The organism is Thermomonas aquatica (assembly GCF_006337105.1).
Taxonomy (GTDB): domain Bacteria; phylum Pseudomonadota; class Gammaproteobacteria; order Xanthomonadales; family Xanthomonadaceae; genus Thermomonas; species Thermomonas aquatica.
On sequence record NZ_CP040871.1, the window covers coordinates 1871906 to 1890028 of the forward strand.

An 18123-nucleotide genomic window follows, 5' to 3' on the forward strand; every position below is an offset into this window, starting at 1 on the left:
GCCCGCCTTGGAGGCCCCGATGACCGCGCCGTTCCTGATCCTCGAAACCGGCCAGCCGGTGGCCTCGATGCGTCGGCACGGCAGCTTCGCCCACTGGATCCGGGTGGCCGCGGGGCTGGAGCGCGACGAGGCGGTGGTGGTCGATGTCGAAGGCGGCGACGACCTGCCCAGCCGCGAGGGCTTCGCCGGGGCCATCGTCACCGGCTCGGCGGCGATGGTCACCGATCGCCACGACTGGAGCGAACGCAGCGCCGCATGGCTGCGCGATGCGGCGCATGCCGGGATGCCGCTGCTCGGCATCTGCTACGGCCACCAGCTGATCGCGCATGCGCTGGGCGGCGAGGTGGGCGCGAATCCGAGCGGTCGCGAGATGGGCACGATCCGCCTCGACCTGCATCCGCCGGCGGCGGCCGACCCGCTGTTCGCCGGCCTGCCGGCGCGCATCCCGGCGCAGGCCACCCACCTGCAAAGCGTGCTGCGGCTGCCGGACGGCGCCACCGTGCTGGCGAAATCCGCGCAGGACGCGGCGCATGCCTTCCGTTGGGGCGCTGCGGTCTGGGGCCTGCAGTTCCATCCGGAATTCAGCACCACCCACATGCGCGGCTACATCCGCGCGCGCAGCGAGGCGCTGGCCAGCGAGGGCCGCTGCGGCAAGCGGCTGGCGCGCGAGGTCAGCGCCGCCCCGCAGGCGCGCCAGGTGCTGCGCCGGTTCGTGCGCCATGCACGGGGTTCGCGCGCGGGTTGAGTATGCTGGGCGCACTTCGGGGGATTCGCCCGTTCCGGATCGACAAGGGGAAGCAAGGATGACGACGCGTGCGGTTTCGCCCGGCAGCGGCTGGCGCTGGTTGCGGCAGGCGATCAACCTCGGGCGCAACAACCCGAAGGCGGTGTTCGGCGCGGTGGCGCTGCTCGCGATCATCGCGCTGATCCCCAGCGTGGTGCAGCTGGCGCTGCAGTACGGGTTGGGGCTGGGCCCGGAAGCGGTGATGACGGTGATCGGGGTGACCACGCTGGCGTCCCTGGCGATCTATCCGCTGCTGATCGGCGGCCTGTTGCGGGTGATCGATGCCGCGGAGAACGGCCGGCCGACCCGTGCCGGCGCGATCTTCGACACCTTCCATGCCGATGGCGGGCGCGGCCGGCTGATCGGTTTCGGCCTGCTGATGACGGCGATCTACCTGGGCGTGTTCCTGCTGGTGATCAGCCTGCTGGGCAAGGATTTCATGGGCTGGTACTGGCAGCTGATCACCGCGGCGCAGGCGCAGCAGGCCGGCGGCGCGCCGATCTCGCCGGAACTGCTGGCCCTGCCGGAGGGCTTCGGGCAAGTCATGGCGATCGGCTCGCTGTTCGCCCTGTTCATGGGCGGCGTGTACGCCATCGGCTTCGGCCAGGTGGCGCTGGGCGGTCGGTCGGTCGGCCAGGCGCTGGGCGACGGCTTTGCCGGCACCCTCAAGAACGTGCTGCCGATCGTGCTGCTGGCGGTGCTGTCGGTGGTCGGGATGTTCGCCCTGGTGCTGGTGGTGACCATCGTCGGCGGCATCCTGGCGATGCTGGGCGGCCTGGTCCACGCGATGCTCGGCATGCTGCTGGTCATGCCGGTCTACATCGGCATGCTGCTGGTGATCTACGTGGTGATGTTCGGCGTGATGTATTTCATGTGGCGCGACATCTGCGGCGATGCGCCGGCGGTCGACGCCCCGCGCGACGACCGGATCGAAGTCTAGATCCCCATCGCCTGCTGCATGGCCGCCTGCATCGCGGCCTGCAGCCACAGGAACAGCCAGCCGAAGGCGACCAGCATCGCCAGCAGCTGCGCGAGCAGCCAGGCTTTCGCCCACGACGGCAAGCGCGGCCCCGCGGCGCGGCGCAGCACGCGGGTGTCGCTGGCCCGGTCGTGCAGGGCGAGGTGCGGCGGCAGCGCGGCCAGGGCATGGCCGATGTTCAGCGTCAGCCACGACAGGCCGGCGGCGAGATGGCGCAGCAGCGCATGTCCCGCCTTCAGCCGGCGGCCCTGCGCATCGGCCACGACCAGTCCCAGCGCGCGCTTGCCCGGCGTCGCCTGCCACGACGACTGCTCGAAGCCGACCGACCACAGCAGGGCCAGCAGCGCGTACAGCAGCAAGGGCGTGTAGACGATGCCGGCGAGCGCCGACTCCAGGCGTGCCGTCGCGGCGACGATCGGCGGATCCGAGAGCATGTGCCGGGCGAGGTCGGTGGGCGCCTGGACCATGCCCAGGGCATCGCCGAGCAGGCGCGGCAGTTCGCCGCTGAGGGCATGCAGGGCATCGCGCGCCTCGGCGAGGGCATGGCCGAGGCGCGAGGCGCCGAGCAGCGCGACCAGCGGCAACAGGCACGCCGCATCCAGCGACCAGGCGGCATAGCGCGCCCAGAAGCCCGCCCTCGGCAGCGGCTCAGCCGGCGTCGACGCCATCGCCAGGCTGGCGCGGGGCGACCATCGCGGCGGCGATGATGCCGGCTTCGTACAGCAGGCACATCGGGATCGCCAGCATCAGCTGGCTGACCACGTCCGGCGGGGTCAGCACGGCGGCGACCACGAAGATCCCGACCACCGCATAGCCGCGGCCCTCGCGCAGCTGCGCCGGGGTCACCCAGCCGAGCAGGGCGAGGATCACCAGCGCCACCGGCAGCTCGAAACTCAGGCCGAAGGCCAGGAACAGCACCAGCACGAAATCGAGGTAGGCGCTGATGTCGGTCATCATCGCCACCCCGGCCGGGGTCACCCGGGCGAGGAAGCCGAACACCATCGGCAGCACCAGGAAATAGGCGAACGCGCAGCCGGCGTAGAACAGCGCCAGCGCGGAAGCCAATAGCGGCAGTGCGAGTCTCTTCTCGCGCTTGTACAGGCCGGGCGCGACGAAGGCCCAGGCCTGGTACAGCAGCCACGGCATCGCGACCATCAGGGCGGCGAAGAACGCCAGTTTCATCGGCGCGAAGAACGGCGAGGCCACTTGCGTCGCGATCAGCTGGCCGCCCTTCGGCAGCTTGTCCAGCAACGGCTGCGCCAGCAGCGCGTACAGCCTGTTGGCGAACGGCAGCAGGCAGGCCAGCGCCAGCAGCAGGCCGGCGGCGCCGCGCAGCAGGCGCGAGCGCAGTTCCAGCAGGTGCGCGATCAGCGGGCGCTCGCTGTCGAGGCCGGCGTCAGTCATCGCGCGGTTCGCGTGGCGGTTCGTCGCTGGCCGCGGCATCGGCTCCGATGCCCTGCCGGGCATCCGTGGCGAGGTTGCGCAACTCCGCTTCGGTCTCCTGCATCGCCTGCCTGCCGTCCTGCAGGCTGCGGCGCAACTCTTCGCTGGCGAGCTCGCTTTCCAGCTCCGACTTCACCGAGTACCAGTGCGCGCGCGCCTTGCGCACCCACAGGCCGGTGAAACGCGCGGCCTTGGGCAGGCGCTCGGGGCCGAGCACGACCAGCGCCACCAGGGCGACGACCAGCATCTCGCCGAAGGAGAAATCGAACATCTAGCTTCGAAGCCGCGGCGGTTGCCGTGTGGCTTAGCGGGCGACGTCGTCGCGATCGCGCTGTTCGGCCGACGCCGCGGGCGCCTTGTCCTCGCCGAGGCGGGCCGCCGGCTTGTCGTCCTCGCCCTTCATGCCTTTCTTGAATTCGTCCACGGCCTTGCCGAGGTCGCGCGCGCCGCTGGTCAGGCGCTTGGTGCCGAACACCAGCACCACGATCAGCAGCACGATGAGCCAATGCCAGATGCTGAAGCTGCCCATGATCGCGCCCTTGCCTTGAGTGAGTGCCGCAATTCTAACGCCGATCAAATCGTCCGAAGCCGTGTCAGGGCTTGCTGGCCGGCGCCAGCGGCGTGGTGGTGGCCGGGTTGTCGCCGGCCAGCGGCTGGATCTGCACGCCTTCGCCGGCCGGTGCGGTGTTCGCCGCCGGCGCGGGCTTGCCGCCGCGCGCCTGGCGCGCCGCCGCGGTGGCTTCTTCCAGCGCGTCGCGGAAACCGGTGATCGCCGCCGACGGCGCGCTCGCCGCGCGGCCCTCGAAGATCCCGCGCGGGGTGCTGCCTTCGCCATAGGCGGTGCGGTTGGCGCCGTTGTCGATCGACAGCACCGCGCCGTCCAGCGCCACCCCGGCGAACAGGCCGCGCGCGCGCGACCACGACCAGATCTCCGCCTTCAGTTCGCCATCGGTGGCGGCGGCGGCATTGCGGCCGACCGGGCCGGCGGCGATGCCGGCATCCGCGCCCAGGGTGATCTTGCCGTTGACGATCGAATCCACGCCGCGCTCGCTGCGGAACACCAGGATCACGTCGGCCGACTGCACGCCGGCCTGCAGGCCGAAGCTGGCGCCGGCCAGTTTCACGAACACCGGGTTGGACCAGGTGCCGTCCGCCGATTTCACCGACATCAGGCCCAGGCCGCGGCGACCGCCCAGCATGAAACCGGCCTTGATCGTGTCCGGGACCACGACGATCGCCTTGGCATCGTCGAGCAGGCGGTCGGGGATCGCGGATTCCGGGATCGACTGGATCTGCTTCACCACCCGCACCGCATCGTCGGCGCGCACGTCCTCGCGCTGGCCGGCGACGGCGACGGCGGCGGTGGCGGCCAGCAGGCCGGCAAGGACGAGGGCAAGGCGGGTGGGGGCGATGTTCATGGAGGCTCCGGCGTGGGGGCGGCGATGCCACATCGTGGCGCCGCCGCAATGAATCGATCCTAAGTCGCGGCCTGAAGTTCCGCGACGCATGCGATCCTATGCGCATGCGGGAGAGCAACGACACGCCGGCGCTGCTGCTGGTCAACCTGGGCACGCCGGCGGCGCCGACCGCGGCGGCGGTGAGCGCCTATCTCGACGAATTCCTGTCCGACCCGCGGGTGGTGCAATTGCCGCGCTGGCTGTGGCTGCCGCTGCTGCGCAAGCTGATCCTGCCGCGGCGCAGCCCGGTGGTGGCGAAGAAATACGCCGAAGTCTGGCTGCCGGGCGGTTCGCCGCTGGCGGTGCATACCGAAGCCCTGGCCGCCGCCGTGCGCGCGCGGATGCCGGGCTGGCGGGTGGCGCACGCCATGCGCTACGGCGCGCCATCGCTGGCCGGGGCATTGCAGCGGTTGCGCGCCGACGGGGCGCGCGAGGTGCGCGTCTTGCCGCTGTATCCGCAATATTCGACCACCACCACCGAGCCGGTGGCCGATGCGCTCGCCGCGCATGGCGCCGGCCTGCAGGTCTCGCTGTTGCGCGATTACCACCGCGATGCCGGCTGGGTCGCGGCGGTCGCCGATTCGATCCGCGCGCACTGGGCCGCGCATGGCCGTGGCGAACGCCTGTTGCTGTCGTTCCATGGCCTGCCGCAGCGCGTGGTCGATGCCGGCGATCCGTATGCGCGGCAGTGCGAGGCCAGCGCCGCGGCGATCGCCGAAGCGCTGGGCCTGGCGCCCGGCGAGATCCAGCTGGCCTACCAGTCGCGCTTCGGCAAGGGCAAGTGGCTGCAGCCGGACGTGGTCGCGGTGCTGCGGCAACTCGCCGGCGCAGGCGTGCGCACGGTCGATGTCGCCTGCCCGGGCTTCGCGGTGGACTGCCTGGAGACGCTGGAGGAGATCGCGATGCAGGCTGCGGCGCTGTTCCGCGATGCCGGCGGCGAGGCGCTGCGTTACATCCCCTGCCTCAATGCCGGCGCCGCGCATGCGGATGCCCTGGCTGCGCTGGCGCAAGCCCACGAGGGTTGGCGCTGATGCGCGAGATCGGCATCGAGATCCCGCTCGGCCGCATCGCCGGGCTGCGCTGGGGCGAGCCCGGCGCGCCGAAGGTGCTGGCCCTGCACGGCTGGCTGGACAATGCGGCCAGCTTCATCCCGCTTGCGCAACACCTGCGCGGGCTCGACCTGGTGGCGATCGACCAGCCCGGCCACGGCCGCAGCGCGCACCTGGCGGCGGGCGCGGATTATTCCTTCGTCGGCGCGATCAACGCGATCCTCGACGTCGCCGACGCACTGGGCTGGGAACGCTTCGCCTTCCTCGGCCATTCGATGGGCGCCGGCATCGCCAGCATGATCGCCGCGGCCTGCCCGCAGCGGATCGAGCGGCTGGTCGCGATCGAGGCGCTGGGCGCATTGGCGGAAACGCCGGGCCGCACGGTGGTGCGCATGCGCGAGGCGGTGGCCGCCAACCGCGCGCTGAAGGACAAGCGATTGCGCGTGTTCCCGGATCTCGACACCGCGGTGCGCGCGCGCACCTACGCCAGCCGCGTGCCGGGCAGCGGCCTGGACGAATCGCTGGTGCGCCTGCTGGTGGAACGCGGCGTGCGCCGGGTCGCTCAGTCCGATCAGGGGCCGGGCTACGAATGGAGCAGCGATCCGCGCCTGACCCTGCCGACCATGACCCGCATGACCGAGCCGCAGGTCGAAGACCTGGTCGCCGGGATCGAATGCCCGGTGCGCGCGATCTTCGCCGACCCCGCGCAGCCCTACCTGCCCGACGAGTTGCGCCGCCGCCGCGTGGCCCTGCTGCCGCAGGGCGAGCTCATCGTCATCCCCGGCGGGCATCACCTGCACATGCAGGCGCCCGGCGCAGTCGCGGAGGCGATCGGCGGGTTCTTCCAGGCGTGATCCGCCGCCGGCCGCGCGCGCCTCAGCTGCCGCCGGTGCGCACCGCCAGCTGGGTGCTGCCGTCGTCGGCCTTCATCAGCTGGTACACCGCCTGGCGCTTGTCCTTGCTGTAGATCAGGGTGGCGCTGTCGGCGCTGGTCTGCATCGACATCTCGCGCTTCCAGCCCTGGCCCTGCATCGACTTCTCGACGTCGGCGGAGACCTGCGCCAGCGCGGCGCTGGTGGCGATGTTGACCGCCTTCATCCCGCCCATGTCCATCGCGCTGCTGACCGTGCGCGGCTCGGGCAGGAACACGTCGTTCGGGAAGTCCGCCGGCAGGGCCACGCTGCCGCCGTCCTGCGCGGCCGCCACCTTCATCTCGCCCTGATCGGTCTTGATGCTGACGGTGTCGCCATCCTGCTTGATGTCGACCTTGTCGCCGCTGGCCGTCTCGATCGCCTTTTCGGCGATGGCCTCGCCGGCGCGCTTGCAGCCCGGCAGGGCGAACGCGGCGGCGATGGCGAGGGCCAGCAGCAATTTCTGCGAAGTCGGAAGTTGCGGCATTGCGGTCGTCCTGGTTCCCCTGGGTAACCGAGGCCAACGTCGCCGGACGGATCAACCGGCCAGCAGCGCGTGCAGGCGCGCCTTCAGTGCCCGCCCTTCGGCATGGAAATACGACCGCTCGTCGCGCCAGCCCGGGAAGCGGGTCTCGACCTCGCGCCAGAACCGGCGCGAGTGATCCGCATGCAGCAGGTGGCAGAGCTCGTGCACCAGCACGTATTCGAAGGCGGACGGGCGCGCCAGCAGCAGCGCCAGGTCCAGCGCCAGCGTGCCGTCCGGCGCCAGCGAGCCCCACTGCGTGGAGGTGCGCTTGAACACGATCCGGCGCGGCGTGCGCGACAGGCCGGCGAGGTATTTCGGCAGCCAGCGGCCGACGTCGGCGCGGCCCTGCGCTTCGTAGAAGTCGCGCAGCGCGCGCTGCAGGGCGGCGTCGCCGGCCGAGGCGGGCGCGGTGAACAAGAGCGTCCCATCGGCATCGACATCGAGCCGGGTCGCGCGACCGCCCTGCCAACGCATGGGCAGCATGTCGCCGCGCAACGGCAGGGCAGCGGTGGCATCGCGTTGCAGGCGTTCGCCGGCATGCACGGTCTGTGCGGCGAATTGCGCGGTGAGCCAGTCGCGGTGTTCGTGCAGGAAGCGCTCGCCTGACACCAGGCTGGCGCGCAGCGGCAGGGTCAGTCGCGCGCCGCGTTCGTCCACGCTGAGCTTGATCCGCCGCGCGCGCGGGTCGCGCACGCGCAGCACGTCGATGCGGCGGCCGTCATCGAGCACGAAACCGACGGTGTCGCGTTGCGCCACCGCGGGTTTCGGCGCGGTGCGGGCGGGCGAGAGCAGGCGGAACAGCGAACGCATGCGGCCGAGTGTAAGGCCTGCATCGGCGGAGCTTGGAAGGACGGCGCTGCGCGGCGGCTTATTCGGCCTTGCTGAGCCTGAACGCCTTCTCCAGCACGTTGAACAGGCGCTTGAACTCGCCGGCCATCAGCGCGAAGCGGGCGTCGAGTTCGGCGGCGACGTCGTCGCGGTCGGTCGATTCCAGCTGGTCCACCGCGCCGTCCAGCAGCTTGAACTTGCGCACCACCAGATCCTCGCCGAGGACGAAGCTGACGTGGTCGTCCAGCACCAGCGCCAGCCGCGTCGCCTGCTTGCCGGCTTCCAGGTGCTTGTCGATCTCGTCGCCGACCAGTTCCATGCGCTGGATCTTCACCACCGCGCCGGTGTCGGTGGGATCGCGCAGTTCGCATTCGTCGCCGAGCGACAGGCCATCCGGCAGCGGATCGCCGGCGATCCAGCCGGTGAGGATGGCGCGCGGCGCGACTTCGGCGTTCAGCGGCAACGCCGGGAAGCTGCCCAATGCGCGGCGGATTTCGCTGACCACGGATTCGGCGTTCTTGCGGCTGGACGTGTCCACCGCGACCACGCCCAGCGTGGTGTCGATCAGCGCATCGCTGCGCACAGGGCGCACGAAGGCGCGCGGCAACAGTTCGGTGATCAGTTCGTCCTTCAGGCGCTTGCGGGTGCGCCCGCCGGGCTTGCGGCCTTCCTTTTCCTCGAGCGCGGCGAGCTTCTTCTGCAGCAGGTCGTTGACCACCGCGCCGGGCAGCAGCTTGTCCTCGCCGCCGACGGTCAGCCATAGCGCATCGTGGATGCCGTGGCTGAGCGCATCGCCATGCTGGCCGAACGGCGGGATGAAACCACGACTGGACAGCTCCAGCGGGCCGACCGGCTTGAGCGCGCATTCTGCGAGCTGGGTCTCGAGGTCGGACAGGTCGAGCGAGGACGGGAAACGGAACAACGTCAGGTTGCGGAAGAACATCAAGGATCCTGCGGAATGCGGATGGGGCGCGGCTCAGGCCGCGTCGTCGGTGTCGGTGGCGTGCGTCTCGCCACTTGCGAGCCACGCATGCGCATCGGGCAGGGCGGCATCGCCGCGCTTGCCGAGCGAAAGGAAATCGAACAGGTTCGGGTCGCTCAATTGCGAGGGGCGGATATCGCCCAGCGCGCGCGACATGGTTTCCACCCGGCCGGGCGTGTCCTTTTCCCACTGCGCCAGCATCTTCTTGACCTGCGCGCGCTGCAGGTTCTCCTGCGAGCCGCACAGGTTGCAGGGGATGATCGGGAACTGCTTGGCCTCGGCGTAGGCCTCGATGTCGGCCTCGCGCACGTAGGCCAGCGGGCGGATCACCACGTGCTTGCCGTCGTCGCTCAACAGCTTCGGCGGCATGCCGCTGAGCTTGGCGTGGAAGAACAGGTTGAGGAAGAAGGTATTGACCAGGTCGTCGCGGTGGTGGCCCAGCGCGATCTTGGTGTAGCCGTGGTCTTCCGCGTACGTGTACAACGCGCCGCGACGCAGGCGCGAGCACAGCGAGCACATGGTCTTGCCTTCCGGGATCACCCGGCTGACCACCGAGTAGGTGTCCTGCTCGATGATGTGGAAGTCCACGCCGATCGAACGCAGGTACTCCGGCAATACATGCTCGGGGAAATCGGGCTGCTTCTGGTCCAGGTTGACCGCGGTGATGCTGAAGTTGACCGGCGCCTTCTTCTGCAGTTGCAGCAGCACGTCCAGCATCGCGTAGCTGTCCTTGCCGCCGGACAGGCAGACCATCACCTTGTCGCCGTCCTCGATCATGCCGAAGTCGGCGATCGCCTTGCCGACCTGGTGGCGCAGGCGCTTGGCCAGCTTGTCGGCCTCGCGTTTCTTGCGCTGGGCGACGGACTGGGGTTCGGCGAGCGGGAGCGGGATGGCGGCGTTCATCGGTCGGCCATTTTACCCGGCATCGCCATCGCGCCGCCGCGCTATGCTCGGCGCATGAACCAGCCCCTCGATCCCGCCGAACTGGCGCGCATGTCGCGCCGCGTGGTCGAACTGCGGCAGGAGCACCGCGACCTCGACACCGTGATCGAGCGCCTGGCCGCCGACATCCAGGCCGACGAGCTGGCGCTGAAGCGGCTGAAGAAGCGCAAGTTGCAGCTCAAGGACCAGATCGCCTGGATCGAGAATGCGCTGATCCCGGACGAGCCCGCCTAGCGGCATGACTGGATTCGCCCCCCGATCCCGCTAGACGGGATGGAGCCGGCGCGGTGCCGGCGGCGAGGGGCGACGATGAACACGGGGACGAAGGGGCGGCGGGCATGGTCCGGCCTGTTGTGGCTGGCGCTGGCGGCCGCGGGTTGCTGGTCGGGCGGGGCGGTGGCGCAGAACAGTTCCGGGGCGATTCCGGATGGGCGCGGGCGGGTGGTGGCGCTGGCGGCGGGGTCCTTCCACAACTGCGCGCTACGCAGTGATGGTTCGGTGGCGTGTTGGGGCTCCAACTGGACTGGAGAGAGCACGGCACCCAGCAGGGGGCATTTCACCGCCGTCGCAGCCGGCTATTTCCACAGCTGTGGTTTGCATTCGGATGGCAGCGTTGAATGCTGGGGTGGAAGCAGCAGCGTAAGGGCCGTTCCCGCAGGCGAAAGATTCACGGCCATCGCCTCCGGCACGTACCATGTGTGTGGCTTGCGTGCGAACGGCAGTGTCGTTTGCTGGGGCGACAATTCCGATGGGCAGGCCACGCCACCGATCAACAGGCAGGTGTTCGTCGCGTTGACGGCAGGCGAGGACCATACCTGCGGGTTGCGTGCAGATGGCGTCGCCGTGTGCTGGGGTTCGAATACTTATGGCGGTGCCGCGGTGCCGGCGGGTGAGACGTTCACCGCCATCTCCACCAGTCTCTACCATACCTGCGGATTGCGTGCGGTCGGTACTGCCGTATGTTGGGGGAACGGCCTCGGGAATAGCGTCAGCGCAAGTCAGGTCTATACCTCCTTGACTGCGGGAGGCGTTCACACCTGCGGCTTGAGCCCGAGCGGTAATGCGGTCTGTGGCGGCGTCAACACCCATGGACAGGCCAATCCGCCCCTCACCAGAGCCTACCGATACACCGCGCTTGCAGCGGGCTCCGACCACACCTGCGCGCTCAATCAAAGCAGCAATGTCGTCTGCTGGGGCGACAACACCTATGGCCAGACCAATGTCCCGCGCGGCCCGTTCGGCATGGGTGCGGTGGCTGCCGGTGTTTCCCATACCTGCGATCTGGATGCGGACGGCACCCTGGTCTGCGTGGGCAGCAATACCAGCGGCGAATCCACCCCGCCAGCCGGCAGCTATGCCGACATCGGTGCTGGTGCGGCTTTCAGCTGCGCGCGCGCGGCGACCGGCAACCTGTCCTGCTGGGGGTTCAACGACGCCGGCCGCGCCACGCCGCCGGCAGGCCAGTACGCATCCATGGAGATCGGCTACATGGGCGGCTGTGCGTTGGCTGCCGATGGCGCCGCGGCGTGTTGGGGCAACAACAATAACGGCCAGGCCACGCCGCCCTATCCGCCGTTTGCCTTGCCATTGGGTTCCGTGCGCTACCGGCGGATCGACTCTGGCTCGTCTCACAGCTGCGGTGTCTTCAGCAATGGCAACGGGACCTGCTGGGGTTACAGCAGCACTGGCGCGACCACCGTCCCGGCTGGCAGCTGGTTGGCGATCAGCGCCGGCAACCAGTTCAGCTGCGGATTGAAATCGACCGGCCAGCTGGCCTGCTGGGGCGGCGGCATTGGCGCCACGCCGCCGCCGTCCGGCGCGTTCAAGGCAATCGCCTCGGGGATGAGTCATGCCTGCGCGATCCGCGATACCGGCGAACTGGCCTGCTGGGGCGACAACGCCTATGGACAGACCAATGCACCCGCCGGCCGCTACGTGCACGTCACCAGCGGCGACAGGCACAGCTGCGCCACCCGCGAGGACGGTATGCGCACCTGCTGGGGCGCGGTGCCCTGAACCATCATCCGCATGGATGCGACAAGACGGGGCTTCGGCCCCGTCCTTGTCTTCACTGCGGCCGCCGCCAGCCGCCGCGCACGCCTTCCTTCGACAATACCCATTGCCACAGCTGCAACTCGCGCGCGCGGAACGCGCCGGCGCAGGACAGCAGGTAATAGCGCCACTTGCGGCGGAAGGTTTCGCCGAGTTCGCCGGCGAAACGCGGCCAGGCGGCTTCGAAGTTGGCGTGCCAGGCCATCAGCGTGGGGTCGTAGTCGGCGCCGAAGTCGTGCAGGTCCTCGCACACGAACAGGCCGTCCAGCGCGTCGCCGACCTGGCCCAGCGACGGCAGGTCGCCATTCGGGAAGATGTGGCGCTCGGTCCACGGGTCGAGGGTGGAAGCGCGCCGGTTCTTGCCGATGCTGTGCAGCAGGAACAGGCCGTCGTCGGCCAGGCAGCGCCGCGCCACCTGCATGAACGCGCGGTGGTTGCGGCGGCCGACGTGCTCGAACATGCCGATGCTGGCGATGCGGTCCACCGGCCCGCCCAGCGCATCGGCATCCAGTTCGCGGTAGTCCTGCAGGCGGAACTCCAGCGGCAGGCCGGCATAGCGCGCCTGCGCATAGCCGACCTGCTCGCGCGAGACGGTGACGCCGATGCAGCGCACGCCGTAATGCTCCGCGGCATAGCCCATCAGGCTGCCCCAGCCGCAACCGATGTCCAGCAGGCGCATGCCGGGGCGCAGGCCCAGCTTGCGGCAGGCGAGGTCGAGCTTGGCTTCCTGCGCGTGCGCCAGGTCGCTGGCGCCGTCCTGCCACCAGCCGCAGGAATAGGTCATCCGCGGGTCGAGCATCGCCGCGTAGAACGCGTTGCCGAGGTCGTAATGCGCGCGGCCGACCTGCCAGGCGCGGCGCCGGGTCTGCCGGTTGAACAGCCGGGCCTGCAGTGCCCGCCAGGCCAGCCGCGCCGGGTGCACCTCGCGGTCCAGGTGCGCGCGCAGCAGGCGGTCGAACAGCATGTCCAGCCGGTCGCAGTCCCAGGCGCCGGCCATGTACGCCTCGCCGAGGCCGAGGTTGCCTTCCGCCAGCGCGCGGTCGAGCGCGGCCGCGTCGTGCAGCCGCATGTCCCAGGGGCGCTCGCCGCCGATGCGGATGTCGGCGCGCCCGAGCAGGCCGGCCACCCACTGCCGCGGGGCGGTATCGACGAGGGATGCGTTGTCGGGCGCATCCAGCGGGCGGGCGTGGGCGGCCATGTTGGCGGGGCATCGGCATGTCGACCGATGCCGCAGCGTGGCATGGCGTGCGTTAAGAGCCGGTGCCGTCCTTGCCGGTGGCCGTTTCGCCCGCGATCGCCGGGATCTCGCCGGTGGTGCGGGTGCTGTCCGGGCTGACCTTCTCGATGGTGTGGCGCAGCTCGCGGCCCAGCACCACCCGCGCGTCCTTGGCCCAGCCGTTCAGGCGCTCGTCGAAGGCCAGCTTGCCGTTGCCGTCGGCCCACACCAGCTTGAGTTCGCGCAGCTTCTGGATGAAGCCGCGGAACAGGCTCTTGTCGAAGAATTCCGGCGCGGTGTTGGCGTACAGCAGGCTCAGGCGCTGCGCGGCGAGCTGGCACAGGCTTTCCAGTTCGCCGGCGCTGAGGGTGCCGCTGCCGTTCTTCACCAGCACGCTGATCGCGATGTAGTAGCGCTCGAACGCCTGTTGCAGGGAGTGGCCCAGCGCGCGCAGGCGGAACACTTCGTCGGTCTGGCCGGCATTGCGCTGCAGGATGCCGCCGTCGTCCTCGCCGACCTGCTGCAGCAGGCCTTCGCGGACGAGCACTTCGATGGTGCGGTCGATGCGCGCGGCGAAGCCGTCCTCGTCCCAGGGCAGGAACAGCTCGGCCTGCAGGAACGGGTACAGGCTGCGGCCGAGGCGCTGCAGCTGCGCGCGCGACATGCGGCGGTTGTTGAGGAAGCAGACCGCGATCCACGACGAGGCGGTGAACAGGTGCAGCACGTTGTTGCGGAAATAGCTCAGCAGCACCGCGTTCTCGTCGCCGACGCTGAGCACGTCGCCGAGCGGATGCGCGGTGCGCAGCAGGGTGCCGATCTCCTCGCCGTGGGCGACGATCTGCGCCGGCGTGTGCGGGGTCACGGTGACGTAGTCGGAATACGGCACCTCGCGCAGCAGGGTCTGCGACAGCGCGATCTGCGCCAGCAGGTCGGCTTCGCCCATCGCGTGCTGCGGGGTGGACAGCAAGGCCAGCGCCAGCAGGTTGATCGGGTTGACGTCGGCGGCGCGGTTGACGTTGACCTGGATGTTCTGCGCCAGCGCATCGATGGTCTCGGACAGCCACGCGGGCTTCTCGTCCTCCGGCACCGGCTTGCCGTCCCAGCCGGCATGCGCGTCGAGCACGTCGCCGAGCTTGATCGGCTCGCCGAAGTTCACCACCACCTGGCCGAAATTGCTCCGCAGCACCTTGGGGATGCCCATCAGCAGCTGCCAGATCGATTCCTTTTCCTTCGGCTTGCCGGACAGCTCGTCCAGGTAGCTGCGGCCCTCCATCAGCTTCTCGTAGCCGATGTAGACCGGCTGGAACAGCACCGGGCGGCTGGGCTGGCGCAGGTAGGCGCGCACGGTCATCGCCAGCGAGCCGACCTTGGGCTGCAGCAGGCGGCCGGTGCGCGAACGCCCGCCCTCGATGAAGTATTCGATCGAGTAGCCGCCGGCGACCAGTTGCGCCATGTATTCGCGGAACACCGCCGAATACAGCGCGTTGCCCTTGAAGCTGCGGCGGGCGAAGAACGCGCCGCCCTTGCGCAGGATGGTGCCGACCACCGGCAGGTTGAGGTTGATGCCGGCGAAGATGTGCGGCGGCACCACCCCGTGGGTGTACAGCAGGTAGCTCAGCAGCAGGTAGTCCATGTGGCTGCGGTGGGTGGGCACGTACACCACCTCGTAGCCGGGCGCGGCCTGCTTGAACTTGTCCAGGTGATGCACCAGCACGCCGCGGTAGATCCGGTTCCACACCGGGGTGAGCATGAAGCTGAGCGAGCGCACCATCGGGTGCGAATAGTCGGCGGCGATCTCGTAGGCCATCGCATGCGCCTTCTGCCAGGCGGCTTCCGGCTTGCTCTTGTCGCGGCGGGCCTGGTCGGCGATCGCCTCGCGCACGCTGTCGGCGGCCAGCACCTTGTCCACCAGCATGCGCCGGGTCGACAGGTCGGGGCCGACCACCACCTCGCGCACGCGGCGGAAGTGGGTGCGCAGCACGCGGCTGAGCTTGCGCACCGTGCGTTCCGGCGGCAGGTCTTCGCCGACGATGCCGCGCAGCGCCACCGGCGGGGCGAACTGGACCAGGGTGTCGCGGCCGTTGAGCAGCAGCGCCAGCAGCCGGCGGAAGCGGCCGACGAGGGTCCAGTTCTCCGAGAACAGCACGCTGAACCAGCCGCTGCTGCGGTTCGGCGCCTGGCCGACGAAGATCGAGACCGGCACCAACTGCACGTCCAGCGCCGGGTCGCGGCGATGGGCCTCGAGCAGCCGCGCCAGCGAACCGGAATGGGTCTTGTGCTCGGGCCCGGGCAGCAGGCCCAGCGCATTGGCATGCCGGCGCGACAACGCCACGTAGGCGCGCCTGCGGCCCAGCGGATCGCCCGCCATCGGCTGCAGCGGCGAGGGCAGGCCGGCCTCGCGGCAGGCGCGCTCCAGGATCAGCGCGTTGGACAGGCCATAGTCCTCGAGCACGTAGCAGACCGGACGGCCGTCGTCGAATCGCTGGAACTGGTCGGCTTCGTTCGGCTCGATGTCGAGCTTGAGCCAGGGGTCGATCAGCTTGCCGAGCACGCGCGCCCACAGCGGCGGCCTGGCCTTGCCGGTGCGCGGCGCGGCCGCGGCGGGCTCGGGCGGTTGCGACAGGAAGGCGGGCAGCGGCAGCTGTGGGCTGTCCGCGCCGGGTTGGGCCGGCGCGCTCGCCTCGGCCGCAGCGGATGCGTCCGGTTGCGAGGGATCGCTCGCCGGGGTTTCGGGCATGGTCGCGGGTTCGACGGCAGGTTCGGCGTCGAACAGGCTGGCCTGGCTGGGGAGGTTGGGGCGGTTCGGCATCGCCGACATTATGGCGAAGTGAAGTTTTTCACGCCGGCTTCGCCCGGGTTGCCGCCGGACTTGCCGGCCAGCGAGGCCTCGGCGCGGCGGACGAAATCGGCCAGGTACCAATGCCCGTCGATCCGCACCGCCGGCATGATCGCGTCGATCTCGCGCCCGGCCAGGGTGTAACGCAGGCGCAGGCGGGCGGTATCGCCGGTCTGTTCCAGCAGGCGTATCTCCATGCCGCGCAGGGCCGCATCGACGTCCAGCCCGTACTGCGTGCGCAATTGCGCCAGCAGGGTGGCGATGAAGGGCGACAGCCGGTTCAGGCTGGCCAGCATGCCCAGCCGGGCGAAGGCGGCGTTGCCGGCCTTGCCGTCGATCCCGCTGCGGCGTGCCGCGGCGACCAGCGCGGCGAAGAAGGGCTGCGCATGCTTCGGATCGGACAGCGGCGCCGCCAGCGCCCAACTTCCCAGTGCCGCCAGGGCCTGGGTGGTGTGTTCGCGCTGTTCCGGGGAGTAATCGGCCTCTTCCTGCACGTAACTGCCGGCAAACTGCACCAGGGTCCGGATGGCGTCGTCGATGTCGCGGTCGGCGCCGGCGAATTGGCGGCGAAATGTCGCCATCAGCTTCGATTCCGCATTCTTTTCCTGCAAAGCGGCGAGCATTTTCGGCAATTTTGCATCCAGTGGGAGCTCGTCGAGTGGCCAGCGGCTGCGGCCGTCGCTCCAGCCTTCGACCAGCTGCGCATGCAGCGCCGGCGGCACCGCGAGCCGGGCGAAACCGGCGCCATCGCGCGCCAGCAGGCGGTCGCGCAGGACCTCCGCGGCTGCCACCGGTTTCGTCGCGGCCTGCGGCGCCTGCCGGGCGGCCACGCCGATCGCCGCGCCCGTGGGCGCATCGCCCTGCTGGCAGGCGGTCAACAACCCCAGGCAGAGCAGGGCGGTCGTCACTACGGTGCGGCAGGCGGCGATGGAGGGGCGATCGAGCATCGATGGTCTCCGGGGCGTTGCCGGAGTGTCGGCGGCCGGTGCTGGCCGATGCAAGCTGGCGGCCGAAGGCGCGGGCGAGGCACACAAAAAAAGAGGCCCGAAGGCCTCTTCAAGTCCGGCAGCGCCGGAGGACAGCAGTTGTGGCATGGCTCCGGCCGAGGCCGGATGACTGCAGGCTACGCCGCCCTCGCTGTTAATGCAATACCTGATGAAATATTGCGTAACTAATTGAATTATTTGGCATCATCCAGTGCGGCTTCCTTCTGTGCGCGGCGTTCCCCGGCGGGCTGCGACCAGGCATTGTTGAACAGCGCCGGCTCCCAGCTGCCGTACAGCGGGTTGGGCAGGGCCCACCAGCGTTGGCCGATCCAGTCCGCGTACGGCGCGATCGCCGCGCGCCGCCCCTCGGGGGTGTTGGCCAGGATTTGCACGAAATCGCCGACCTGGTCGCCGAACTGCATCAGCACGCGATAGCCGCGCCCGACCAGTTGCCGGCGGCAGGATTTCTCGCTGCCTTCCTGCTCGCAGCCCTCGACCACGGTGCCCAGGCCCAGGAACTGGCTGGCGTCCTTGATCGGGAACCCGGCGCTGCGCAGGTTGTCGATGGTGGCCTGCGCCTGGTCGGCGGTGCGGTTGCTGATGTAGAAAATGGTCACGCCGCGCTTCGCGGCGGCATTCAGGAACTCCGCCGCGCCGGGCAGCGCCTTGGCCTTGCGTTCGTTCACCCACAGGTTCCAGTTCGCATCGTCGAAGCCGCGCTGTTCGCGGATCTGGCGGACGGAGCTGGGCGAGTTGTCGAGTACGGTTTCATCCACGTCGACGATGATCGCCGGCGGCAGCTTGCGCGGGTCGTTGCCGCGGTCTTCCTTCTGCAGCGCGTCCCAGCGCTTGTCGGCCAGCGCCGCCGGCAGCTGCACGGCGGCGGCGCGGTAGATCGCGCGATAGACCAGGTCGCGTTCCACCGAGGTCTGGAACCAGGCGGTCGCATTCAGGCTGTCGTCCGCCGGCGGGGTTGCCGGTGCTTCCGCGGTGGCTGCGGGTGCGGGCGCCGGCGGCGGTTCCGGTTTGGCGGCGTGGCTGGCGCAACCGACCAGCAGGGCGGCAGCGAGGAGGCTGGACATCAGGCGCATGGCAATGGCTCGTCTACGGATGCGCGCGAGTGTACCCGCAG

General features: G+C 69.9%; 18 protein-coding genes and 1 pseudogene. 6 read left to right on the forward strand and 13 right to left on the reverse strand.

Annotated elements, in window-relative coordinates; genetic code table 11:
* Positions 1 to 19: 19 nt before the first annotated feature.
* Positions 20 to 745 (forward strand): glutamine amidotransferase, encoded by a 726-nt coding sequence (locus tag FHQ07_RS08890; RefSeq protein ID WP_139716469.1) that lies wholly within the window; start codon positions 20 to 22, stop codon positions 743 to 745.
* Positions 746 to 803: 58 nt separating this feature from the next.
* The gene (locus tag FHQ07_RS08895; protein ID WP_139716470.1) at positions 804 to 1724 is read left to right on the forward strand and encodes a hypothetical protein; all 921 of its coding nucleotides are present in this window, start codon (positions 804 to 806) and stop codon (positions 1722 to 1724) included.
* Here FHQ07_RS08895 and FHQ07_RS08900 read toward each other — a convergent pair.
* From FHQ07_RS08900 to FHQ07_RS08920, 5 genes and pseudogenes are all read right to left on the reverse strand, one after another.
* Positions 1721 to 2431 (reverse strand): RDD family protein, encoded by a 711-nt coding sequence (locus tag FHQ07_RS08900; protein WP_139716471.1) that lies wholly within the window; start codon positions 2429 to 2431, stop codon positions 1721 to 1723. The two genes, FHQ07_RS08895 and FHQ07_RS08900, sit on opposite strands and share 4 nt — an antisense overlap.
* Complete coding sequence (tatC, locus tag FHQ07_RS08905; protein WP_139716472.1) at positions 2412 to 3167, reverse strand: twin-arginine translocase subunit TatC; 756 nt, start codon at positions 3165 to 3167, stop codon at positions 2412 to 2414. Before tatC ends, FHQ07_RS08900 begins: the two co-directional genes overlap by 20 nt.
* A 76-nt stretch (positions 3168 to 3243) precedes the next feature.
* Positions 3244 to 3477: pseudogene (gene tatB, locus FHQ07_RS08910) on the reverse strand (Sec-independent protein translocase protein TatB); the annotation flags it as partial.
* Positions 3478 to 3510: 33 nt separating this feature from the next.
* The gene (gene tatA, locus FHQ07_RS08915; protein ID WP_139716474.1) at positions 3511 to 3735 is read right to left on the reverse strand and encodes a Sec-independent protein translocase subunit TatA; all 225 of its coding nucleotides are present in this window, start codon (positions 3733 to 3735) and stop codon (positions 3511 to 3513) included.
* Between the two features lie 64 nt (positions 3736 to 3799).
* Positions 3800 to 4624 carry a lipid-binding SYLF domain-containing protein gene (locus FHQ07_RS08920; RefSeq protein WP_139716475.1) on the reverse strand — a complete coding sequence of 275 codons (825 nt, stop codon included), beginning with the start codon at positions 4622 to 4624 and terminating at the stop codon, positions 3800 to 3802.
* 104 nt (positions 4625 to 4728) lie between these two features.
* On the opposite strand from FHQ07_RS08920, the gene hemH reads away from it, so the two are divergent.
* Complete coding sequence (gene hemH / locus FHQ07_RS08925) at positions 4729 to 5694, forward strand: ferrochelatase (RefSeq protein ID WP_139716476.1); 966 nt, start codon at positions 4729 to 4731, stop codon at positions 5692 to 5694.
* A complete protein-coding gene (locus FHQ07_RS08930) occupies positions 5694 to 6566 on the forward strand; it encodes an alpha/beta fold hydrolase (RefSeq protein ID WP_139716477.1) in 873 nt (290 codons plus the stop codon). The genes hemH and FHQ07_RS08930 overlap by 1 nt, the downstream gene beginning before the upstream one ends.
* A gap of 22 nt (positions 6567 to 6588) precedes the next feature.
* Here FHQ07_RS08930 and FHQ07_RS08935 read toward each other — a convergent pair whose 3' ends face one another.
* The 4 genes from FHQ07_RS08935 to ttcA all read right to left on the reverse strand — a co-directional run bounded on the left by FHQ07_RS08935 (position 6589) and on the right by ttcA (position 9862).
* Entirely contained in the window at positions 6589 to 7110 is a 522-nt protein-coding gene (locus FHQ07_RS08935) for a hypothetical protein (RefSeq protein WP_139716478.1), read from the reverse strand.
* A gap of 51 nt (positions 7111 to 7161) precedes the next feature.
* Positions 7162 to 7941 (reverse strand): M48 family metallopeptidase, encoded by a 780-nt coding sequence (locus FHQ07_RS08940; RefSeq protein WP_425476962.1) that lies wholly within the window; start codon positions 7939 to 7941, stop codon positions 7162 to 7164.
* Between the two features lie 76 nt (positions 7942 to 8017).
* The gene (locus FHQ07_RS08945; protein WP_139716480.1) at positions 8018 to 8920 is read right to left on the reverse strand and encodes a recombination-associated protein RdgC; all 903 of its coding nucleotides are present in this window, start codon (positions 8918 to 8920) and stop codon (positions 8018 to 8020) included.
* Between the two features lie 33 nt (positions 8921 to 8953).
* Positions 8954 to 9862 carry a tRNA 2-thiocytidine(32) synthetase TtcA gene (ttcA, locus tag FHQ07_RS08950; protein WP_139716481.1) on the reverse strand — a complete coding sequence of 303 codons (909 nt, stop codon included), beginning with the start codon at positions 9860 to 9862 and terminating at the stop codon, positions 8954 to 8956.
* 54 nt (positions 9863 to 9916) lie between these two features.
* On the opposite strand from ttcA, the gene FHQ07_RS08955 reads away from it, so the two are divergent.
* Together FHQ07_RS08955 and FHQ07_RS08960 are read left to right on the forward strand one after the other, a co-directional pair.
* Complete coding sequence (locus tag FHQ07_RS08955; protein WP_139716482.1) at positions 9917 to 10135, forward strand: YdcH family protein; 219 nt, start codon at positions 9917 to 9919, stop codon at positions 10133 to 10135.
* Between the two features lie 75 nt (positions 10136 to 10210).
* Entirely contained in the window at positions 10211 to 11917 is a 1707-nt protein-coding gene (locus FHQ07_RS08960; RefSeq protein ID WP_168191525.1) for an RCC1 domain-containing protein, read from the forward strand.
* 52 nt (positions 11918 to 11969) lie between these two features.
* Here the strand turns inward: FHQ07_RS08960 and cfa are convergent, their stop codons facing one another.
* From cfa to FHQ07_RS08980, 4 genes are all read right to left on the reverse strand, one after another.
* Entirely contained in the window at positions 11970 to 13151 is a 1182-nt protein-coding gene (gene cfa, locus FHQ07_RS08965; RefSeq protein ID WP_139716484.1) for a cyclopropane fatty acyl phospholipid synthase, read from the reverse strand.
* A gap of 52 nt (positions 13152 to 13203) precedes the next feature.
* Positions 13204 to 15906, reverse strand: a complete 2703-nt coding sequence (plsB, locus tag FHQ07_RS08970) for a glycerol-3-phosphate 1-O-acyltransferase PlsB (RefSeq protein ID WP_240703599.1) — start codon at positions 15904 to 15906, stop codon at positions 13204 to 13206.
* 80 nt (positions 15907 to 15986) lie between these two features.
* Entirely contained in the window at positions 15987 to 16952 is a 966-nt protein-coding gene (locus tag FHQ07_RS08975; protein WP_139716486.1) for a hypothetical protein, read from the reverse strand.
* 233 nt (positions 16953 to 17185) lie between these two features.
* A complete protein-coding gene (locus tag FHQ07_RS08980) occupies positions 17186 to 18082 on the reverse strand; it encodes a 5'-nucleotidase, lipoprotein e(P4) family (protein WP_425476902.1) in 897 nt (298 codons plus the stop codon).
* Positions 18083 to 18123 lie beyond the last annotated feature (41 nt).